General features: G+C 37.5%; 23 protein-coding genes and 1 other annotated feature. Of the genes, 2 read left to right on the top strand and 21 right to left on the bottom strand.

What is annotated here, in order from left to right; genetic code table 11:
* Positions 1 to 80 precede the first annotated feature (80 nt).
* The 21 genes from rplL to ACFQ32_RS06935 form a co-directional block, all read right to left on the bottom strand.
* The gene (gene rplL, locus ACFQ32_RS07035) at positions 81 to 446 is read right to left on the bottom strand and encodes a 50S ribosomal protein L7/L12 (protein WP_046325276.1); all 366 of its coding nucleotides are present in this window, start codon (positions 444 to 446) and stop codon (positions 81 to 83) included.
* A gap of 43 nt (positions 447 to 489) precedes the next feature.
* The gene (rplJ, locus tag ACFQ32_RS07030) at positions 490 to 999 is read right to left on the bottom strand and encodes a 50S ribosomal protein L10 (protein WP_046325277.1); all 510 of its coding nucleotides are present in this window, start codon (positions 997 to 999) and stop codon (positions 490 to 492) included.
* 38 nt (positions 1,000 to 1,037) lie between these two features.
* Positions 1,038 to 1,161: a sequence feature (ribosomal protein L10 leader region), on the bottom strand.
* A 33-nt stretch (positions 1,162 to 1,194) separates the two neighbouring features.
* A complete protein-coding gene (gene phoU, locus ACFQ32_RS07025; protein ID WP_046325278.1) occupies positions 1,195 to 1,869 on the bottom strand; it encodes a phosphate signaling complex protein PhoU in 675 nt (224 codons plus the stop codon).
* A gap of 15 nt (positions 1,870 to 1,884) precedes the next feature.
* A complete protein-coding gene (pstB, locus tag ACFQ32_RS07020) occupies positions 1,885 to 2,640 on the bottom strand; it encodes a phosphate ABC transporter ATP-binding protein PstB (protein WP_046325279.1) in 756 nt (251 codons plus the stop codon).
* Between the two features lie 14 nt (positions 2,641 to 2,654).
* Complete coding sequence (gene pstB / locus ACFQ32_RS07015; protein ID WP_046325280.1) at positions 2,655 to 3,455, bottom strand: phosphate ABC transporter ATP-binding protein PstB; 801 nt, start codon at positions 3,453 to 3,455, stop codon at positions 2,655 to 2,657.
* A 10-nt stretch (positions 3,456 to 3,465) separates the two neighbouring features.
* Positions 3,466 to 4,359 carry a phosphate ABC transporter permease PstA gene (pstA, locus tag ACFQ32_RS07010; RefSeq protein WP_046325281.1) on the bottom strand — a complete coding sequence of 298 codons (894 nt, stop codon included), beginning with the start codon at positions 4,357 to 4,359 and terminating at the stop codon, positions 3,466 to 3,468.
* 7 nt (positions 4,360 to 4,366) lie between these two features.
* Positions 4,367 to 5,359 (bottom strand): phosphate ABC transporter permease subunit PstC, encoded by a 993-nt coding sequence (gene pstC / locus ACFQ32_RS07005; RefSeq protein ID WP_046325282.1) that lies wholly within the window; start codon positions 5,357 to 5,359, stop codon positions 4,367 to 4,369.
* A gap of 1 nt (position 5,360) precedes the next feature.
* The gene (locus ACFQ32_RS07000) at positions 5,361 to 6,227 is read right to left on the bottom strand and encodes a phosphate ABC transporter substrate-binding protein (RefSeq protein WP_046325283.1); all 867 of its coding nucleotides are present in this window, start codon (positions 6,225 to 6,227) and stop codon (positions 5,361 to 5,363) included.
* A 137-nt stretch (positions 6,228 to 6,364) separates the two neighbouring features.
* Complete coding sequence (gene rplA / locus ACFQ32_RS06995; protein WP_038523574.1) at positions 6,365 to 7,057, bottom strand: 50S ribosomal protein L1; 693 nt, start codon at positions 7,055 to 7,057, stop codon at positions 6,365 to 6,367.
* Between the two features lie 70 nt (positions 7,058 to 7,127).
* Positions 7,128 to 7,553: a 50S ribosomal protein L11 gene (gene rplK / locus ACFQ32_RS06990; protein WP_046325284.1), complete on the bottom strand. Its 426-nt coding sequence runs from the start codon at positions 7,551 to 7,553 to the stop codon at positions 7,128 to 7,130.
* Between the two features lie 127 nt (positions 7,554 to 7,680).
* Complete coding sequence (nusG, locus tag ACFQ32_RS06985) at positions 7,681 to 8,229, bottom strand: transcription termination/antitermination protein NusG (RefSeq protein ID WP_038523578.1); 549 nt, start codon at positions 8,227 to 8,229, stop codon at positions 7,681 to 7,683.
* Between the two features lie 101 nt (positions 8,230 to 8,330).
* Positions 8,331 to 8,501 carry a preprotein translocase subunit SecE gene (gene secE, locus ACFQ32_RS06980; RefSeq protein WP_046325285.1) on the bottom strand — a complete coding sequence of 57 codons (171 nt, stop codon included), beginning with the start codon at positions 8,499 to 8,501 and terminating at the stop codon, positions 8,331 to 8,333.
* A 3-nt stretch (positions 8,502 to 8,504) separates the two neighbouring features.
* Complete coding sequence (rpmG, locus tag ACFQ32_RS06975; RefSeq protein ID WP_084619582.1) at positions 8,505 to 8,654, bottom strand: 50S ribosomal protein L33; 150 nt, start codon at positions 8,652 to 8,654, stop codon at positions 8,505 to 8,507.
* Positions 8,655 to 8,846: 192 nt separating this feature from the next.
* Positions 8,847 to 9,065 carry a P8 family protein gene (locus tag ACFQ32_RS06970; protein ID WP_046325286.1) on the bottom strand — a complete coding sequence of 73 codons (219 nt, stop codon included), beginning with the start codon at positions 9,063 to 9,065 and terminating at the stop codon, positions 8,847 to 8,849.
* Positions 9,066 to 9,137: 72 nt separating this feature from the next.
* Positions 9,138 to 9,713 carry a sigma-70 family RNA polymerase sigma factor gene (locus ACFQ32_RS06965; protein WP_046325287.1) on the bottom strand — a complete coding sequence of 192 codons (576 nt, stop codon included), beginning with the start codon at positions 9,711 to 9,713 and terminating at the stop codon, positions 9,138 to 9,140.
* A gap of 209 nt (positions 9,714 to 9,922) precedes the next feature.
* Entirely contained in the window at positions 9,923 to 10,678 is a 756-nt protein-coding gene (rlmB, locus tag ACFQ32_RS06960; protein ID WP_046325288.1) for a 23S rRNA (guanosine(2251)-2'-O)-methyltransferase RlmB, read from the bottom strand.
* Entirely contained in the window at positions 10,665 to 11,108 is a 444-nt protein-coding gene (locus tag ACFQ32_RS06955; RefSeq protein WP_046325289.1) for a Mini-ribonuclease 3, read from the bottom strand. The genes rlmB and ACFQ32_RS06955 overlap by 14 nt, the downstream gene beginning before the upstream one ends.
* Positions 11,101 to 12,525: a cysteine--tRNA ligase gene (gene cysS / locus ACFQ32_RS06950; protein WP_046325290.1), complete on the bottom strand. Its 1,425-nt coding sequence runs from the start codon at positions 12,523 to 12,525 to the stop codon at positions 11,101 to 11,103. The genes ACFQ32_RS06955 and cysS overlap by 8 nt, the downstream gene beginning before the upstream one ends.
* A gap of 164 nt (positions 12,526 to 12,689) precedes the next feature.
* Positions 12,690 to 14,189, bottom strand: a complete 1,500-nt coding sequence (gene gltX, locus ACFQ32_RS06945; RefSeq protein WP_046325291.1) for a glutamate--tRNA ligase — start codon at positions 14,187 to 14,189, stop codon at positions 12,690 to 12,692.
* Positions 14,190 to 14,263: 74 nt separating this feature from the next.
* Positions 14,264 to 15,640, bottom strand: coding sequence for a DNA repair protein RadA (gene radA / locus ACFQ32_RS06940; RefSeq protein WP_046325292.1), 1,377 nt, complete (start codon positions 15,638 to 15,640; stop codon positions 14,264 to 14,266).
* Positions 15,641 to 16,192, bottom strand: a complete 552-nt coding sequence (locus ACFQ32_RS06935) for a dUTP diphosphatase (protein ID WP_046325293.1) — start codon at positions 16,190 to 16,192, stop codon at positions 15,641 to 15,643. It lies immediately after the preceding gene.
* A gap of 119 nt (positions 16,193 to 16,311) precedes the next feature.
* On the opposite strand from ACFQ32_RS06935, the gene ACFQ32_RS06930 reads away from it, so the two are divergent.
* Complete coding sequence (locus ACFQ32_RS06930) at positions 16,312 to 16,626, top strand: hypothetical protein (RefSeq protein WP_046325294.1); 315 nt, start codon at positions 16,312 to 16,314, stop codon at positions 16,624 to 16,626.
* A 129-nt stretch (positions 16,627 to 16,755) separates the two neighbouring features.
* On the top strand, positions 16,756 to 18,102 hold the full coding sequence (gene pepC, locus ACFQ32_RS06925) for an aminopeptidase C (RefSeq protein ID WP_046325295.1): 1,347 nt from the start codon (positions 16,756 to 16,758) through the stop codon (positions 18,100 to 18,102).
* Positions 18,103 to 18,187 lie beyond the last annotated feature (85 nt).

The following is an 18,187-nucleotide window of genomic DNA, read 5'->3' as shown; positions in this document are numbered from 1 at the left end:
TAATACATTAAGTAATATAAAAAGGACGTACCTGCTTATTGCAAATACGTCCTTTATTAGCTTGGTTAGCTAGACTACAATTATTTAACTGTAACTGTAGCGCCAACTTCTTCAAGCTTAGATTTAATGTCATTAGCTTCGTCTTCAGAAACGCCTTCCTTAACGTTCTTAGGAGCGCCATCAACAAGATCTTTTGAGTCCTTAAGGCCAAGTCCAGTAATATCACGGACAGCCTTAATAACCTTAACCTTTTCTTGGCCAGCTTCTGTCAATTCAACATCAAATGATGTCTTAGCAGCAGCTTCGCCACCAGCAGCACCTGCAGCAGCAACTGGAGCAGCAGCAGAAACACCAAATTCATCTTCAATAGCCTTTACTAGGTCATTTAATTCAAGAATTGAAGCACCTTTTAAGTCTTCAATAATCTTATCAGTATCTAAAGCCATACTTATTTTATCCTCCAAAATTTTTAGATATAAATTACATTATTTATTCTGCAGATTCATCTTTTGAATCAGCAACAGCTTTAACAGCATATGCGAAATTGCGTACTGGAGCTTGTAATACAGAAACAAGCATTGACAGTAAACCTTCGCGTCCAGGAATGGCAGCAAGCTCTTTGATTTCTTCTTTAGAAGTCAATTTGCCTTCTAGCATACCACCCTTAATGTCGATAACATCATAATTATCTTCGTACTTAGAAACAATACGTGCTGGTTCAGTAATATCTTCAGCATTATCAGTATAAATTACAGCAGTAGGACCAACAAAAGTCTCTTCAAGGCCTTCAATACCAGCCTTAGCAGCAGCACGTCTTAAGTAAGTATTCTTAACAACCTTCATGTTAACGTCGTTTTCACGAAGTTCCTTACGCATGTTAGTAACTTCTTCAACAGTTAAGCCAAGGTAATCAATTACCAAGATTGCTTTTGCAGCTTTAAGTTCTTCAGCAAACGCGTCAACGAACTTCTCTTTTTCAGCAATAGCAGCTTTACTCACTCGATTTCACCTCCATCAAATTAATAATAAATTCCATCAGGCCCAAATAAAAACTCCATGCCAAGAAAGACATGGAGCTTTAAACTCTTCATTATCTTCTGGCCTCGGCGGGAAATTAAGGCGTCATGCCACCCGAGTCTTAGGTAGAATTTACTTTATTAAATATAACAGGATTATATTCTAAATGCAAGTTAATTATTTTTCTTTCGGATCAGGCTTAATTAATTCGAATAATTCACCCGAAGTTTTATAAATTACCCAACTCGCCAAGTTCACAATGTGATCGCTAATTCTTTCAAGTAATCTAATAATGACAAAATAGCTGGCAGAAGCCACTGCAGCATCAGGTTCTTGTTCAACTCCGTCTATAATCATTTGTCTGGCGTTTTTATAATCCTTATAAACTTTGGCATGACCAAGTACCATTTGTCTGGCATCTTTTTCATTTTCCTGAACATAAGCCGTTAATACTTGTACCAGCATTTCGCGCACCTGATGAGTCATGTTGGAAATTATCTTTTCAACATCTGGCAGACGTGGATTACCTTTAACTCTGACAGTTTCAACGGCAATGCTATTAGCATTTTCTCCTATTCTTTCTAAGTCTGTTGTAGCTTTTAAAATGCTGATAACAACTCGGAAGTCAGTCGCAACCGGTTGCTGTAAAGCCATTAGTTCCAAAGCCTTTTTTTCTATTTTAACAGCCTCTTTGGCAACTTCCTTATCTTCCGCAATCATTTGTTGCGCTGCTTTTTTATCATGTTCGACGAAAGAACGCGTACCTTTATCGATCAGGTCATTAACTAAAACTCCCATCTCCATAAACCGAGCATTCAATTTCTTCAATTCGTCTAAAAATATTTCGTGCATAATCCACCTCCAAATTTAGCCAAAACGGCCATTAAGATAATTGTTTGTCATTTCTTTCTTAGGTGACAAGAACATTTCCTGTGTCGAACCAGATTCGATCAACTCACCATTCATTAGAAAAGCTACTTGGTCTGAAACCCGACTCGCTTGTTGCAAGTTGTGTGTCACCATGATGAAAGTATATTTTTGCTTTAATGCCATTAACGTTTCTTCAATTTCAGAACTTGATATTGGGTCTAAAGCAGAAGTTGGTTCATCAAGCAAAACCACTTCCGGCCTAATTGCCAGCGCCCGGGCTATGCAGATACGTTGTTGTTGTCCACCTGAAAAAGCAAGGGCATTGCGCTGCAGGCTATCTTTTGTTTCGTTCCAAATTGCAGCTTGCTTTAAACTTTCTTCAACTCTCTGCTCAATCAGTTCCTTATCTTTGACCCCAGCTATACGCAAGCCGTAAGCGACGTTATCAAAAACTGAAAACGGAAACGGTGTTGGTTGCTGGAATACCATACCCACTTTCTTACGTAAAGCAACTAAGTCGATATGAGAATGATAGATATCTTTACCTTCTAACAAAATTTCACCGGTGATTTTAATATCATCAATATCGTCATTCATGCGATTTAGGCAACGCAAGAAGGTTGATTTGCCGCAACCAGAAGGCCCGATCAAGGCGGTCAATTTTTGGGCAGGAAATGCTAAACTAATTCCATGTAAAGCTTCAAAATTGCCGTATTTAAGTTTAACATTTTTTGCCTCCATTACATTTGTCATTAATAACGCCACCTTTATCCAAAACTACCTTGAATGTACTTTTCAGTGATTTCACCTTGAGGATTAGTAAAAATATTGGTTGTAGTATCATATTCTAGCGCATGTCCCAGATGAAAGAATGCTGTATACTCACTAATTCTTGAAGCCTGCTGCATATTGTGAGTTACCATAACCATGGTATATTTTTTGCGCAGTTGCTTCAGCGTATCTTCAAGCTTGGCAGTAGACACCGGATCCAAGGCACTGGCCGGTTCATCTAGAAGTAAAATTTCTGGTTTTAAAGCAATAGCTCGAGCAATACACAGTCTTTGCTGCTGACCCCCAGAAAGAGCTAGAGCACTCTGATCTAGCTTATCTTTGACTTCATCCCACAAAGCTGCAGCTCTAAGACTTTCCTCAACTATCTGATCTAGTTTCTTTTTGTTCTGTTGACCGTTAGCTTTCAAAGCGTAAGTGATGTTTTCTCTAATCGATTTAGGAAAAGGATTTGGTTTTTGAAAAACCATACCGATTGCTTTACGCAATTCATAGACATTAATTTTACTTTGGTTAACATCAAGATTATGAAACATAATGCTGCCATCAACCCTGGCTACCCGATCATTCATACGATTAAGTGAGCGCAAGAAAGTTGATTTTCCTGATCCAGAAGCTCCAATTAAAGCAGTAATTGTATTTTTCTTAAAGCCCAAGCTGACATCAAACAACTTCTGGACAGTACCACCATAGAAAACACTCAAATTTTTCGTTGATATTGCACACTCATCCTCAGCAAAGGTCTTAATGTAGCTTTTTTGATTTTGCCAATTTTCCATAAGAACCCTCCTACTTTATCTTGGCAGCGGTTAGCCGTTTATAGATCCAGTTGCCAAGTGCACGTGCACCAAAGTTAAAGATGATAACCACAATTACTAACAGCGCTGAAGTCGCAGCAGACACCACGTTAACATCAGGAATAATACCTTCAGTATTTACTTTCCAAATGTGTACAGCTAATGTCTCAGCGGGACGCATAATATTTAAAAAACTAGTAGGACTAAACATATTCCAGTTTGAATAATCTACGGTAGAGCCGCTCTGCCCGGCTGTGTAAATTAAAGCAGCAGCTTCGCCAAAGACTCTTCCAGCGCTCAAAATCACGCCAGTAATTATTCCAGGAAGAGCAGCTGGTAAAACAATACCGTGAATAGTTTTCCAATTTGATAGCCCCAAAGCCCAGCCGGCTTCTCTTTGCGTCTGAGGAACTCCTTTAATTGCTTCTTCGATATTACTGGTCAAAGTAGGTAAATTAAAAAAAGTTAGTGCTAAAGCACCAGCAAGGATGGAAAAGCCCAAGCCAAACTGAACTACAAACAGCAGATAGCCAAAAAGACCGACAACAATTGATGGTAATGAACTCAAAATTTCGATAGTAGTTCTAATCAATTGCGTAAACCAGTTATCTGGGGCGTATTCAGCTAAATAAATAGCAGCTCCTAAAGCGATTGGCAGGGAAATAATCAAAGTTAAAAGTAAAAGGTAGAGAGAATTAAACAGTTGGTCTCTAATTCCGCCGCCTGCTTCAAAGGATGATGAGGCTGAACTTAAGAAATGCCAAGATAAGTGTGGGATTCCGGAAACCAAAATATTACCTAAAATTCCCACCAAAAGCAATATAACAATTCCCACTAAAAAGTAAATTACGCCAGTAGCAATTCGATTTGTTTTTTTTGCATTCATAATACTACTAACTCTTCTTTCCAATTAAATGTACTAAGAAATTGAACACCAATGACATAATTAACAGTAAAAGTGCCAATGACCATAACGCATTATTAGGTAAAGTCCCCATAACAGTATTACCCATTTGACTAGTCAATTGACTTGTTAAAGTAGCTGCCGGACTTACCAAGTTATAAGGCATTAGAACCGCATTTCCGATTGCCATTTGAACAGCCAGGGCCTCCCCAAAAGCACGAGCCATACCAAAGATAATAGCTGTCATAATACGGGAACGCGCAGCCCTTAAAACAACGTGATATATAGTCTGCCATTTTGTCGCGCCCAATGCAGAGGAAGATTTACGCAAATCCTTAGGAATCGCTTTAAACGCATCAACAGTTAGAGAAGTAATTGTCGGTAAAACCATTACAAAAAGTATTAATGTTGCTGTTAAAATACCAAAACCTGTTCCGCCAAAAATAGTTCTGACAGCCGGAACCACTACCATTAAACCAATAAAGCCGTAAACTACGGATGGTATTCCTACTAATAACTCCATTACCGATTGCAATAGTTGCACCCTTTTGCCTGATTCATATTCAGTCATAAATAGTGCTACGGCAATGGAAAAAGGTGTCGCAATTAGCGCTGCAAGTAGAGTTACTGCAAACGAAGTTACAATCATTGCTGCTGCCCCAACGTGGTTCTTACCAGCACCGGGATTCCAGTCAGTAGAAAAAAGAAAATGAAAGATATTTACCTTATTATCAATGAAAGTGGCCAAGCCATGCATCCCAACAAAGCCAATAATTGCAATAATTAGTATGCCAATTAAGATAATTGCTAAAAATGTTAGTCCTCTGCCCCACCACTCTTGTCGGGTCTCTTTTGATGGCTTGGTCAGACGATCAACATCAATATTTTTAGGATCAATGCCTTTAAACTTAACGTGAGGTACTTTTTGTTCGGCAATTGCATTTTCAACCACTTGCTGTAAGTCTTGTTCTTTTTTTGCCATTTTATTTACCTATCTTTGTAACCTTATTTTGACTATTGCGTGTTACTTTCATTTCGTGAACACTTATATAGCCTATTTTGGGAACCAAATCTTTTTGTACTTTTTTACTTAGTACATATTTGATAAAAGCGGCCGTTGCCTTATTGGGCTTGCCTTTTGTATACATATGCTCATAGGACCAAAGCGGCCACTTATTCGTAGGAATATTTTTATTTTCGGGCTGAACATGATTTATACTTATTTTTTGAATATTTTGGTCATTTGCGTAGGGAAAAGAAATATAAGAAATAGTACCAGGTGTTGAATTAACAATTTTTTTAACCGTACCGTTAGAATCTTGCTCTTGAGAATTTACCGCGTCTTTTCCTTTTAAAATCAAATCTTCAAATGTAGATCTTGTACCACTGCCACGTGAACGATTAATCACAATGATTGACTGATTTTTGCCACCTACTTGACGCCAGTTTGTAATTTTGCCGGTAAAAATATCGGAAAGCTGTTTCGGTGATAAATTTTTAACCCCAACGCCTTTATTAGCAATCGGAACAATTCCCACTACAGCGACTGGAAAATCTTCCAATTTTTTGGCATCAATACCTTTTTGTGTTTCCGCATAAACATCTGAAGTACCCACTTCAACAGCTCCGGCTTGCACTTGACTTAAACCGGTACCGGAACCTCCGCCCTGAACCACAATATTGCTGCTCATATGGGCCAGGTGATAATCATTACCTGCTTGTTCTATTAAAGGCTGTAAGGCACTGGAGCCAACTATAGTAATTTTTTCCCGGTTTTGACTGCAGCCAGTTAAAAAAAGGGGTATAAACAAGATTAATGCTAGCAGTACACCCAAATTACTTTTTTTCATAATAATTCCCTCAATTAGACAAATAAATTCAGCTTTAGTTTATCAAAACTTTCACCATAGACCAATCATAAATACTTGCAAAGAGAAAAAAAGCAACTTGCCAAGATAGCAAAGTTGCTTTAGTTAACTATTTTGTTTTAGTCCAAATTTAATGGATCAAGTTTAATTCCAGGGCCAAAGGTTGCAGCCACAGCTACGCTCTTAATGTATTGACCCTTAGCTGCTGATGGACGTGCACGTAAAATAACGTCACGTAAAGCATCAAAGTTTTCAATTAACTGTTCATCAGTAAATGAAACTTTTCCGATAGCAGCATGAATAGCAGCTTGACGGTCAACACGGTATTCAACCTGACCAGCCTTAACATTCTTAACGGCTTTTTCAATATCCATTGTTACAGTACCGGTCTTAGGGTTTGGCATCAAGCCTTTAGGTCCTAAAATACGACCTAAGCGACCAACTTTAGCCATCATTGTTGGTGTAGCAACAACAACATCAAAGTCTAAGTAACCATTTTGTACTTTTTCAACCAGATCGTCAGAACCAACTTCGTCAGCTCCAGCCGCTTTAGCTTGTTCAGCTTGTGGACCATCGGCAAAAACAATCACCTTTTGGGTCTTACCAGTACCGTTAGGCAATACCAGTGAACCACGAATTTGTTGGTCAGCCTGTTTAGGGTCAACGCTTAAGTTGTATGAAACCTCAACTGATGCATCAAAGCCTGCATATGAAGTTTCTTTAACTAATTTAATTGCTTCAGCAACTGAATATAATTTCTTTGAATCTACTTTTTTAGCAGCTTCTAAATATTTTTTACCATGCTTTGGCATGTGATTTCCTCCTTAATATGTGGTCAAGCGAGTTTAAACTCTCCCACCTAAATTGTTATAAATAACAGGATTAGTCTTCGACTTCGATACCCATGCTTCTAGCAGTGCCTTCGATCATCCGCATAGCAGCTTCGACATCAGCAGCGTTAAGGTCCTTCATCTTTGTTTCAGCAATTTCCTTAACTTGATCCTTGGTAACCTTACCAACTTTCTTGGTATTAGGTTCACCAGATGCCTTGTCGATCTTAGCAGCTTGTTTCAAAAGAACTGGAGCTGGTGGAGTCTTAGTTACGAAGTCGAATGAACGATCTTCGTAGACTGTGATGACTACAGGAATTATCATGCCTTTTTGGTCAGCAGTTCTAGCATTGAAGTCCTTAGTAAAACCAACAATGTTAATACCTGCTTGACCTAAAGCTGGACCAACTGGTGGAGCGGGTGTTGCAGCACCAGCTGGAATTTGTAATTTAACAACATTTACAACTTTCTTTGCCACGGTCAAAACCTCCTTGATTCCGTGCGTGGTTAAAATGGAAAAGTTACCTACTTTTCCTCCCACAATAATAAAAGTACTTTAATATATTATCATCAATTTAGCAATTTTGCAATAATTGACCTATTTATTAACTAATCTTCTTCACTTGATCATAGTCAAGCTCAGTGGTAGTAGCACGGCCAAACATGTCAACCGAAACAAACAACTTATATTTATCAGGCTGAATTTCAGTAATTTTGCCTTCAACGCCATTAAAAGCGCCATCAATAATAGTAACAGTTTCCCCAACTTCAAAGTCAATTTGTGGTCTTTTAGCCGGTTCACCTTGTTGGCGTAAGAGTCTATTTACTTCTTCTTCTAAAAGAGGAGATGGTTTGGAGCCACCACCGTGTGAACCCACAAAGCCAGTTACATTTGGCGTATTACGCACGACAAACCAGCTTTCATCCGTCATTACCATCTCCACCAGAACGTAGCCCGGAAAGATTTTTTCTTCTACTTCTTTTTTCTTATTATTTACTTTTTCAATTTTTTCTTGTTCAGGAACCATAACGCGAAAGATATAATCTTGCATTCCCATACTTTGTGCACGTGACAATAGATCTGATTTAACCTTATCTTCATATCCTGAATAAGTGTGAAGTACATACCACTGCTTCTTAGTTGTTTCTACCATTATTAGAAATTCTCCTTTTATTTTTGGCAAACAAAAAAGCCTCCACGTCAGAAGACTTTTATAACTTATTCAATTGTACCACAAACAGAGAAACTGTGCTATTACATAACAATTTGTGTAATATTGGTGAGCAATAAATCAAGCAAACCTAAATATGCTGCAAACAAAATTGAGGAAACAATTACGATTGCTGTATCATGACGATTTTGTTTAAATGTTGGCCAAGTGACCAAACGCATTTCTTCAGCTACACTTTTAAAAAATTTAACCATAACTTACCTCGTTTCCTTATGTAAAGTCATTTTACCGCAATGTTTACAAAACTTTTTTAATTCGAGCCGCTGAGTGCGATTTTTACTTGCGGTGATTGAGTAATTACGAGAGCCGCAAATACTGCAGGCCAATGATGCTTTTTTCACTGCCATAATCTCACTTCCAAACTATTGTATTTTAGCAAAAATTAATTGCTTAAGCAATTAATTTAATAATTACCGATAAACTTGATTAAGTTCAAGCTTACAAAAATATAATAAAAGCAGTTGCTTCTTCAAGCAGCTGCTTTATAGTGGCCAAACTATTGCGTGACCACTGTGCGTAGAACATTGTATTAGTCGGATTTACTTCTTAAGATTTTCGTTTACGAAGGATTCGATTTTATCGTCAGTATCTTTTAGGAATGGGAGCATAGCTTCCTCAGTCTTAATGGTATCTTTACCATTCTTTTCCATAAAATAATCCCAAAGAGCATCTCTAACTGGAAGATCTGAATCACTCCAGTCAAAAACTTCTTTCATGTGACGATCTAACAATGCAGTTTTCATAACTTCTTCTGCCATCTTAACTACCTCCTAAAAATTATTCTACAAGTAAAATTATACCGCATTTTTGAAATGTATACTATAAAAATACTAATTGAGCAATGTTTGGCGCATTTTTTGGACAAGGCGCGAGCGCGCTCTCGCTAAAGTTAGCTGGCTGATCTTTAAATTGTTGATTACATCTTCTTGTTCCTTAATGCCTAATCCCACTAGCAAAGCATTAATTTCCAAATCAGATAATCTTGCGGTTAAAATTGCAATGTTTTCACTTAATGGTATTTCTGGCATGGAGGCAAAGGATTTATTTAGGGGTAAAATATGATTTTTCTTTGCCGTTTCTAAAGAAATTGATTGTTTCAACGCCTGTCTGCGATAAGCATTGTCATACCTAACCAAAGATCGCGCATGGTTAGTAAGCCTGGTCTTATAATAGCTGCTGAATTTTCCTTTATTTAAATCAAAACCAATTGCCGATTCATGACAAATAATCATCGCATCCTGCTCCCAGTCCTGATTATCATAGTAGCGAACATGATATATGTTCTTAATTTTATTAATCAAAGGTTTATAAAGCTGGCATAAATTTATTAGCGCCTCATCATCACCTTCTTTAATTTGCTGAATTAATTCCGCCTCACTTTTAATGGTTTTTTCGGTATCCTTCATTTACTTTCTCCTTTTGGTAAATTTTTCTGAAGAATACAACAACCAAAATATCCTAAAAATCGAACTTAGGTTCAAATTCAGCAACTATTTTTTTGTGTTAACTTAGCCATGACAAAAAGTCAAATTTGTTAAAGCTGCATTAAACTTAAAAAAGTTTTTTAGAATTTTGCAATAAAAAAACACTCTGGTTAAACCAAAGTGTTAAGAAATTATGGGAGTGGATTTCTACTATTAAGCATCTGATAAAGCAAAACACCTGTGGCGACGCTGGCATTAAGTGATTGTACATGACCGACCATGGGTAAAGTCAACATCTGATCCATCTGCTCTTTAAGCAGTCGTGATATTCCTTTGCCTTCATTGCCGATTACCAAAACTGTTTTACCATTACTATTCCATTGACGATAATCTGTGCCTTTCATATCAGTACCAAAAAGCCAATAGCCCCGCTTTTTAAGCATCTTTGCAGTTTGTACAAGATTGTTTACCCGTGCTACTGGCACATAATCAATCGCACCAGTTGAAGTTTTGGCCACTACAGAAGTTAAACCGGTAGCCCTTCTTTTAGGAATGATGATTGCATCAACGCCAGTTGCATCAGCAGTTCTTAAAATAGAGCCTAAATTGTGGGGATCTTCAATTGAATCAAGCATTAATAAAAATGGATCCTCTTTGGTATTTGCAAATTGCTCTAATAATTGTTCCAAATTAGCATATTCGAAACTCGCAACTGTTAAAACTAGTCCTTGATGATTCTCACCCTGAACTAACTTATCCAATTTACTTTTAGGAACAGTTTGTATAATTAAGCCCTTTTGCTTAGCCAGGGCATAAACCTCATTAGCAAAATTTTCCTTTATTCCTTGTTGCAAGAAAATTTTGTTAATGTGATCAGCATCTTGTGTTCTTAAATAATCCAGTCCAGCATGCCGGCCATAGACAAAATCCTTGTCACTTGAAGTCATACTTTTCAATGCCTCCATTCTCAATGGTTTTAATACACCACTCAGTTAATTCTTCAATGCGATTTCTTTTGTTTAAAAGTTCCAAGTAGCCCCAAACTGCCTCAAAACCTGTAGATAATTGGTAAGTGGCTAAACTGGTGTTTTTGGCTTTCGTATAAGTTTTTGAATTTCTTCCGCGATGAAAAGTTGCAATTTCATCTGCTGTAAGCAGATTATCTTCTTGCAGTTTTGTAATTAATGCCGCCTGTGCCTTAGCCGAAACATAATGGGTTGCCCGTCTTTGCAAAGACTGGGGTTTAACAATGCCGCATTTAATGAGGTGACGCCTAATAAATATCTCATAAACAGCATCCCCAAGATAAGCTAAAGTTTGCCCATTTAAGGTCTCTGGATTAACATCATTTTCTATCATTATTTTAGTTTTACTCACGTAACCACCTCGTTCCTTGCGGGGTATCTTCAACTGTGATGCCCATTTGCTTTAATTCATCACGCAGCGCATCGCTTCGCGCCCAATCTTTATTTTTACGTGCTTTTTCACGTTTTTTAATTAGTCGCAGAACTTGCTCATCATTATTTTGATTTTCAGTGGTAATTAAGCGCTGTACATCTATTCCAAAAACTGCCAGCCAGCTTGTTAAAAGCTTAGCCGCTTTTTTAAGAGCACCTTTATCAGCATTTTTAGCATTAATATTAGCATTTATTTCTGGTAATAAATCGTAAATGGCAGTTAAAGCATTTTGCACATTAAAGTCATCGTCCATAGCTGTGACAAATTTTTGCTCAGTATCTTTAATTTTAGCGGCTAGAAATTCTGCCTTTTCACTAGTTGAATCATCTTTTAGGCGGTATTCCAGGTTATTAAATGTATTTTTGAACCGCTGTAAAATAATTTGCGCCTGTTTTAGATTTTCCGCTGAATAGTTAATTTGTCTGCGATATTGAACGCTTGCCATAAAAAAGCGCAATACTTGTGGATCCACTTCTTGCAGTAAATCGTGGACAGTCACGAAATTGTGCAGTGACTTAGACATTTTTTCTGCATCTGCCCCGACTGTTACAAAACCATTGTGCATCCAGTAATGAACAAAGGTTTTTCCTGTTACAGCTTCACTTTGTGCAATTTCATTTTCGTGATGGGGAAATTCCAGGTCTTGGCCCCCACCATGAATATCAATTGTTTCTCCCAAATATTTAATAGCCATCACCGAACATTCTATGTGCCAACCAGGCCGACCCATTCCCCAAGGCGATTTCCAAGCTATTTCAGCTGAACTTTTTTGCTTTTTCCATAAGGCAAAATCAATCGGGTCTTTTTTACGCTCTTGTTCTGCAGCATTAATATGCTTAGAAGCCCCTTCTTCAAGTTCGGAAATGTTTTGACTGCTAAGTTGACCATAGTGCTTAAATTTCCGGGTATGATAATAGACATCCCCATCTGATTCATAGGCATATCCTTTATCAATTAGTTTTTGGATAAATTTGATAATCGCAGTGATTTCATGCGTAGCACGAGGATTTTTAGTAGCAGGCTCAACATTTAAAGCAGCAATATCTGCTAGGTAAGCTTTAATATATGTTGCAGCTAAATCAGGGACAGTCAGATGTTCAGTTTGAGCTTCAGCAATCATCTTGTCATCTACATCTGTAAAATTGGACACATAGTTAACCTTGAACCCACGAAATTCTAAATAACGTCTGATTGTGTCAAAAGCAATGACGCTTCTGGCATTACCAATATGAATGTAATTATATACCGTTGGTCCACAAACATACATTGTCACTTGTCCGGGCACTATCGGCTTAAATTCTTCCTTTGTATTAGTTAAAGTATTATAAATTTTCACAGCGGCTGACTTGCCTTTCTAAAATCTTATATTCTCATTTTACCAGAAACTGTGACAAATCCTAACAAGCAAAAGATTTAATCTTAACGTAGCCAAGTTCCTTTCAAATATACACTAAAACAGCGTATTACTCATTCAATAACGGAATAATACGCTGCTTTTATTTACAAGCCATTTTCACTCATTTGTTTTAATGTTAAGTCCAGATGCTCTAATACGCGTTTTTTGCCTAAGAGCTCCATCGCTTCGCCAATTCCTGGTCCTACCATTGACCTGGTAGTAGCAATTCGAATTGGCATAAACAAGCGTCTGCCCTTAATCCCAGTTGCTTGACGAGTTGCTTGTACCGCATTCATAATTTGCGGTGCAGTAAAACGGGGAATTAAATCAATTTGTTTTTTAAATTCCTCAATTACTGGTCTGGCTTCATCCTGACGAATTTCCGCAATTTCTTTTTCACTTAAATCTTTAGGTGCATTAAAGAAAATCTTTGCCAGATCCACAATTTGTTTTGTATAAGACATTTGGACAGAATAAATATTAACCAATTGTCTGACCCATTCCAGCTTTTCCGGATTGGGATCTTTTTCAACCAAACCAGCTTCCTGCAAGTTGTTAAGCGCTAAATCCAAAAGCGTGTCTCGGTCAGCTTTCTTAATATACTGGTTGTTAATCCATTCCAGTTTTTTCTGGTCAAAAGCAGCAGGAGAATTTGACAAACGCGCAGGATCAAATTGCTTAATTAATTCTCGTTGACTGAAAATTTCACTCTCGCCCACAGGAGACCAGCCCAATAAAGTAATAAAGTTAAACATTGCATCAGGCAAATAGCCTAAATCTCTATATTGCTCAATGAATTGTAAAACTGATTCATCACGCTTAGAAAGTTTCTTACCAGTTTCAGAATTAATAATCAAAGTCATATGACCAAACTTTGGCGGCTGCCAGCCTAATGCTTCATAAACTGCTAATTGTTTTGGGGTATTTGAAACGTGATCATCTCCTCGCAAAACATGAGTGATTTCCATCAGGTGATCATCAATAACAACAGCAAAGTTATAAGTTGGCATACCATCGCGCTTTTGAATGACAAAATCGCCACCAATAGTATCAGATTCGAAACTTAGATGTCCCTTAACAATATCATCCCAAGAATATGTTTCCATTTCAGGAATGTGGATACGAACAACCGGCTTTAAGCCCTTCTTTTCTGCTTCTTCTTGCTTTTGAGCAATTTCAGCAGCTGTCATGCCCTCATATTCGTAAGTATAGTGGGGCGCAATTCCCATGGCCCGCTGTTCTTCACGCTGCTCTTCTAATTCTTCTTCAGTTTTATAAGAATAATAAGCTTTGCCCTCATCAATCAGCTGTTTGATATATTTATTGTAAATATCCTTACGCTCAGATTGACGGTATGGGCCATAAGCGCCACCTTTATCAGGACCTTCATCCCAATCGATACCAAGCCAGTGCAGGTTTTCCATTTGCGACTGCGAGCCGCCTGCAACATTCCGTTTCTGGTCCGTATCCTCAATTCTTAAAACAAAAGTGCCCTTATTATGCCGCGCGAATAAGTAATTAAATAGCGCAGTCCGTGCATTACCAATATGTAAATGCCCCGTTGGACTTGGGGCATATCTTACCCGAATTTTTTGTTTAGCCAAAATTCATGCCTCTTTCAAAAAGTAAATATAAACAATTTAAGTTTACGCGTAATAGTCAAAAAGTTCAATATTCGTTAGCCTAAAACCAGTTTTAATGCTTGCGGAATACTTGAAACCGGAATAATTTCAATATCTGCGTTTTTCAGGCTGGTATGCATATTATGTTTGGGAATAAAAATACGCTTAAACCCAGTTTTTGCTGCTTCCTTAATTCGCGCATCTATTTGATTAACTCGCCTTACTTCACCAGTTAAACCGACTTCGCCTACAAAACAATCTGTGGGCAAAATTTCCTGATTTTTATAGCTAGACGCTATAGCCATCACTACAGCCAAATCGACAGCGGGTTCGTTAAGGCGTATTCCACCGGTAGCTGTTAAATAGACATCCTGATTTTGCAACATTAAGTTGCCCCGTTTTTCCAAAACTGCTAAAAGCAGTCCAGCGCGGTTATAATCAATACCAGATGTAGTTCTTTTAGCATAGCCAAAAGCAGTGGGTGTAACTAATGCCTGAATCTCTGCCAAAATAGGACGAGTCCCTTCGAGTGAAACGACAATAGCAGACCCGGTTGACTTCGGTAAACGCTCATCCAAAAAAATAGCAGACGGGTTAGTAACTTCTTTTAAACCATTATTAACCATTTCAAACATGCCGATTTCATTAGCTGCGCCAAATCTGTTTTTAACGGAATGCAAAATACGGTAGGCATGGTGTTCATCACCTTCAAAATAAAGAACAGTGTCAACCATGTGCTCCAAAATTTTAGGGCCGGCAATTGCCCCTTCCTTTGTAACATGGCCAATAACAAAAACGGTAATAGCATCCATTTTTGCTATTTTCATTAACTCACTTGTAACTTCCCTTACTTGTGATGCTGAACCCGTCATTGAGTCTAAGCTAGGTTCATTCATAGTTTGAATTGAGTCAATGACAACAAAGTCAGGTGCTAAAGCGGCAATTTGCTGGCGAATATCTTCCATATCAGTTTCTGGATAAAGCATCATATCATTAGCCGGCAGTCCCAAGCGATCTGCTCTTAACTTGATTTGATTAGCTGATTCTTCACCGGAAACGTACAATACTTTATATTTACCAGCTAGTTCGCTCATGATTTGCAACATTAAAGTCGACTTGCCAATTCCTGGATCACCACCGATTAAGACTAAGGAGCCTGGAACAATGCCCCCACCTAGAACCCTGTTCAATTCTTCCATACTAGTCTGAATGCGTTCTTCTTTTTCAGCCTTAACATTTTCCAGCTTAACCGGTTCACTTATTCCGGTTTTCTTGATCAAGCGACTAGGGCTGCCTTTAGTTGAGCGATTTTGCACCGCTTCAGTTTCCTTTTCAAACTGATTCCAGGCACCGCAATTAGGACAGCGTCCTAAATAGCTGGCAGAAATATAGCCACAAGAACGACATTTATACTTTGTTTTAAGTTTTGCCATTTAGCTTTCCTTCTTATTAGTTGAGCCAAAACCGCTTAACCTTTGCCTGTCAATAGGCAGATCATTATCGGTTTTTAAATAATGAACAAAAATCCCCTGACCAATTCGATCCCCCTTGTGAATCTGAATTGGTCTAACGCCATAATTAATTAACTGTACGAAAATTTCACCTTCATTGTCATCATTATTGTAATAATCCGCATCGATGACGCCCACGCCATTTGGCAAAGAAAGATTTTTTTTAAAAGTATTTGAAGAGCGGTTAGCCAATATTAACACTTCATCTTCAGGCATATAAGCCTTTACACCTGTCGGAATCAAAAACGGCTTGAGCACATGTTCGGCCATTTCATAGTCTTGTTCGTATAGCTGATGACCATTACGAATTAACCGAAAAATACGCACAAAATTAAGCCGCCAAATACTGGGAATTAAAACGTCTTTTGCTGCTGCTAAATCATAGCCTGCACTGGCAATTGTTTGTCTTCTAGGTAACGCCACATTTTTATTTTTATATTTAGATACAATTTCAAAGCCCCGAATTTTCTCCATGTTATCTCCTTTAAAAATCTTTAAACACTATTTTACATTAATTTACTGCTGTGTTTTAAAATCTTATATAATTAGTTTGGTAAAATTAGCTGAAATATTAAAGTTTGAAGGAAAAGTAAATGTTTAACTTAGATAACCCTCACCAATTTTTTTGCGAAGATGATGATAATGGCGAAACTATTTGCAGCTGGACCATGGATAAAATTAAGCGCAAAGACGCTACTGTCTGGATAATGAACCATTTCTTTATCAACCCCAAAATAGACAGTAACAAGATTTTACACAAACAAATGGCAACAGTAATGTTTATTGCTCAAGAATCTCACTTACCTGTTTGGCCACTTGATCCTTTAGTTATTAAATACTTTGAGAAGCATTCAGAATTTCATTCGATCTGGTATCATAAGCCAAATCCAGCAAACAAAAATATATAAACATTTCAGATTAAATAGATAAAGCAAAAGCCAATATATTTTTAACAATAATTAAATTTTCAAAGATAGACTACTTTATTTAGTTAGGCTAAAATAGTATTAGTTTGTTTAAGGAGGATTTTAATATAAATGACAAAAGAAATTACAAGTGCAGCCATTGATAAGTTTACAAATGATTTATCAAATCATGCTGGAATTAATATTGCCAGTCATGCTGCTCAAGAAAACGGCATTTTTAAGGCAAGTCAAAATTTGCAATCAAAAATTGATTTAACACCTACTTTTTCCGTAGAGATTGATACTGGTAAACCTGCTGATCAAAAGCAGTCTGGTCGCTGCTGGATGTTTTCTGCATTAAATACTATGCGTCACCCATTGCAAAAAGAATATAAGATTAAGGATTTTGAATTATCTCAAAATTACACTAATTTCTGGGACAAATTTGAAAAATCAAACTTCTTCTTCGAAAATGTAATTGCGTCAGCTAAGAAGCCACTCGGTGACCGTAAGGTAAGCTTCCTATTCGCAACCCCGCAACAAGATGGTGGTCAATGGGACATGTTATGTGGATTAGTTGAAAAGTATGGTATTGTACCCAAGTCTGTTTACCCAGAAACTGCCAACTCGAACAATTCTGGCGCTTTAAATGATACTTTAAATACTCTTTTGCGTAAAGACGGCTTAGAATTACGCGATTTGGTCAATGCAGGTAAGTCAGAAGACGAAATTGAGCAACGCAAAAACGAATTGTTAAATGATGTTTTCCGCATTTTAGCTATTTCATTAGGCGTACCACCAAAGAAATTTGACTTTGAATATAAAGATGATGATGGTAATTACCACCGTGAAGCTGGTATCACTCCTAAAGAATTCTTTGATAAATTTGTGGGCATGAACTTGGAAGATCATGTTTCAATCATTAACTCTCCTACTGATGATAAACCATATCACAAAGTCTTTTCAGTTGAGTACTTGGGTAATGTTGTTGGCGGCAGACAAGTACGCCACCTTAACGTTAAAATTTCTGAAATGAAAGACTTGATTATTAAACAACTAAAAGCCGGAGAAGTTGTTTGGTTTGGTTCAAATGTTGGTAAGGATTCAGAAAGACAACTGGGCTTGCTTGACACCAATATTTATAAGCGTGATGAACTATTTGACGTTGACTTTTCAATGTCTAAGGGTGATAAACTTGATTCCAGCGAAAGTATGATGGATCATGCCATGGTTATCACCGGCGTTGACTTAGTTGATGACAAGCCTACTAAATGGAAGATTGAAAACTCATGGGGAGAAAAGCCAGGCTTTAAGGGCTATTTTGTAATGAGTGACTCATGGTTTGACCAATTTGTCTACCAAGCAGTTATTAACAAGAAATTCTTACCTGATGATTTAAGAACAGCCTTTGATGAAGGAGCTAAGGACCCGATCCAATTATTACCATGGGACCCAATGGGCGCTTTGGCTTTTAAATAAAATTATTATTTCCGTTCAAAAAGTTAAATATTAAAAAGCATTGAGAAATTTGGTGGTTATATCACCTAGCAGTTTTCCCAATGCT

Source organism: Lactobacillus melliventris (genome assembly GCF_042679465.1).
In the GTDB taxonomy this organism is placed as follows: Bacteria; Bacillota; Bacilli; order Lactobacillales; family Lactobacillaceae; genus Lactobacillus; species Lactobacillus melliventris.
The sequence above is the reverse complement of the archived record's forward strand: the minus strand, read 5'-3'. Positions and strand labels throughout refer to the sequence as shown.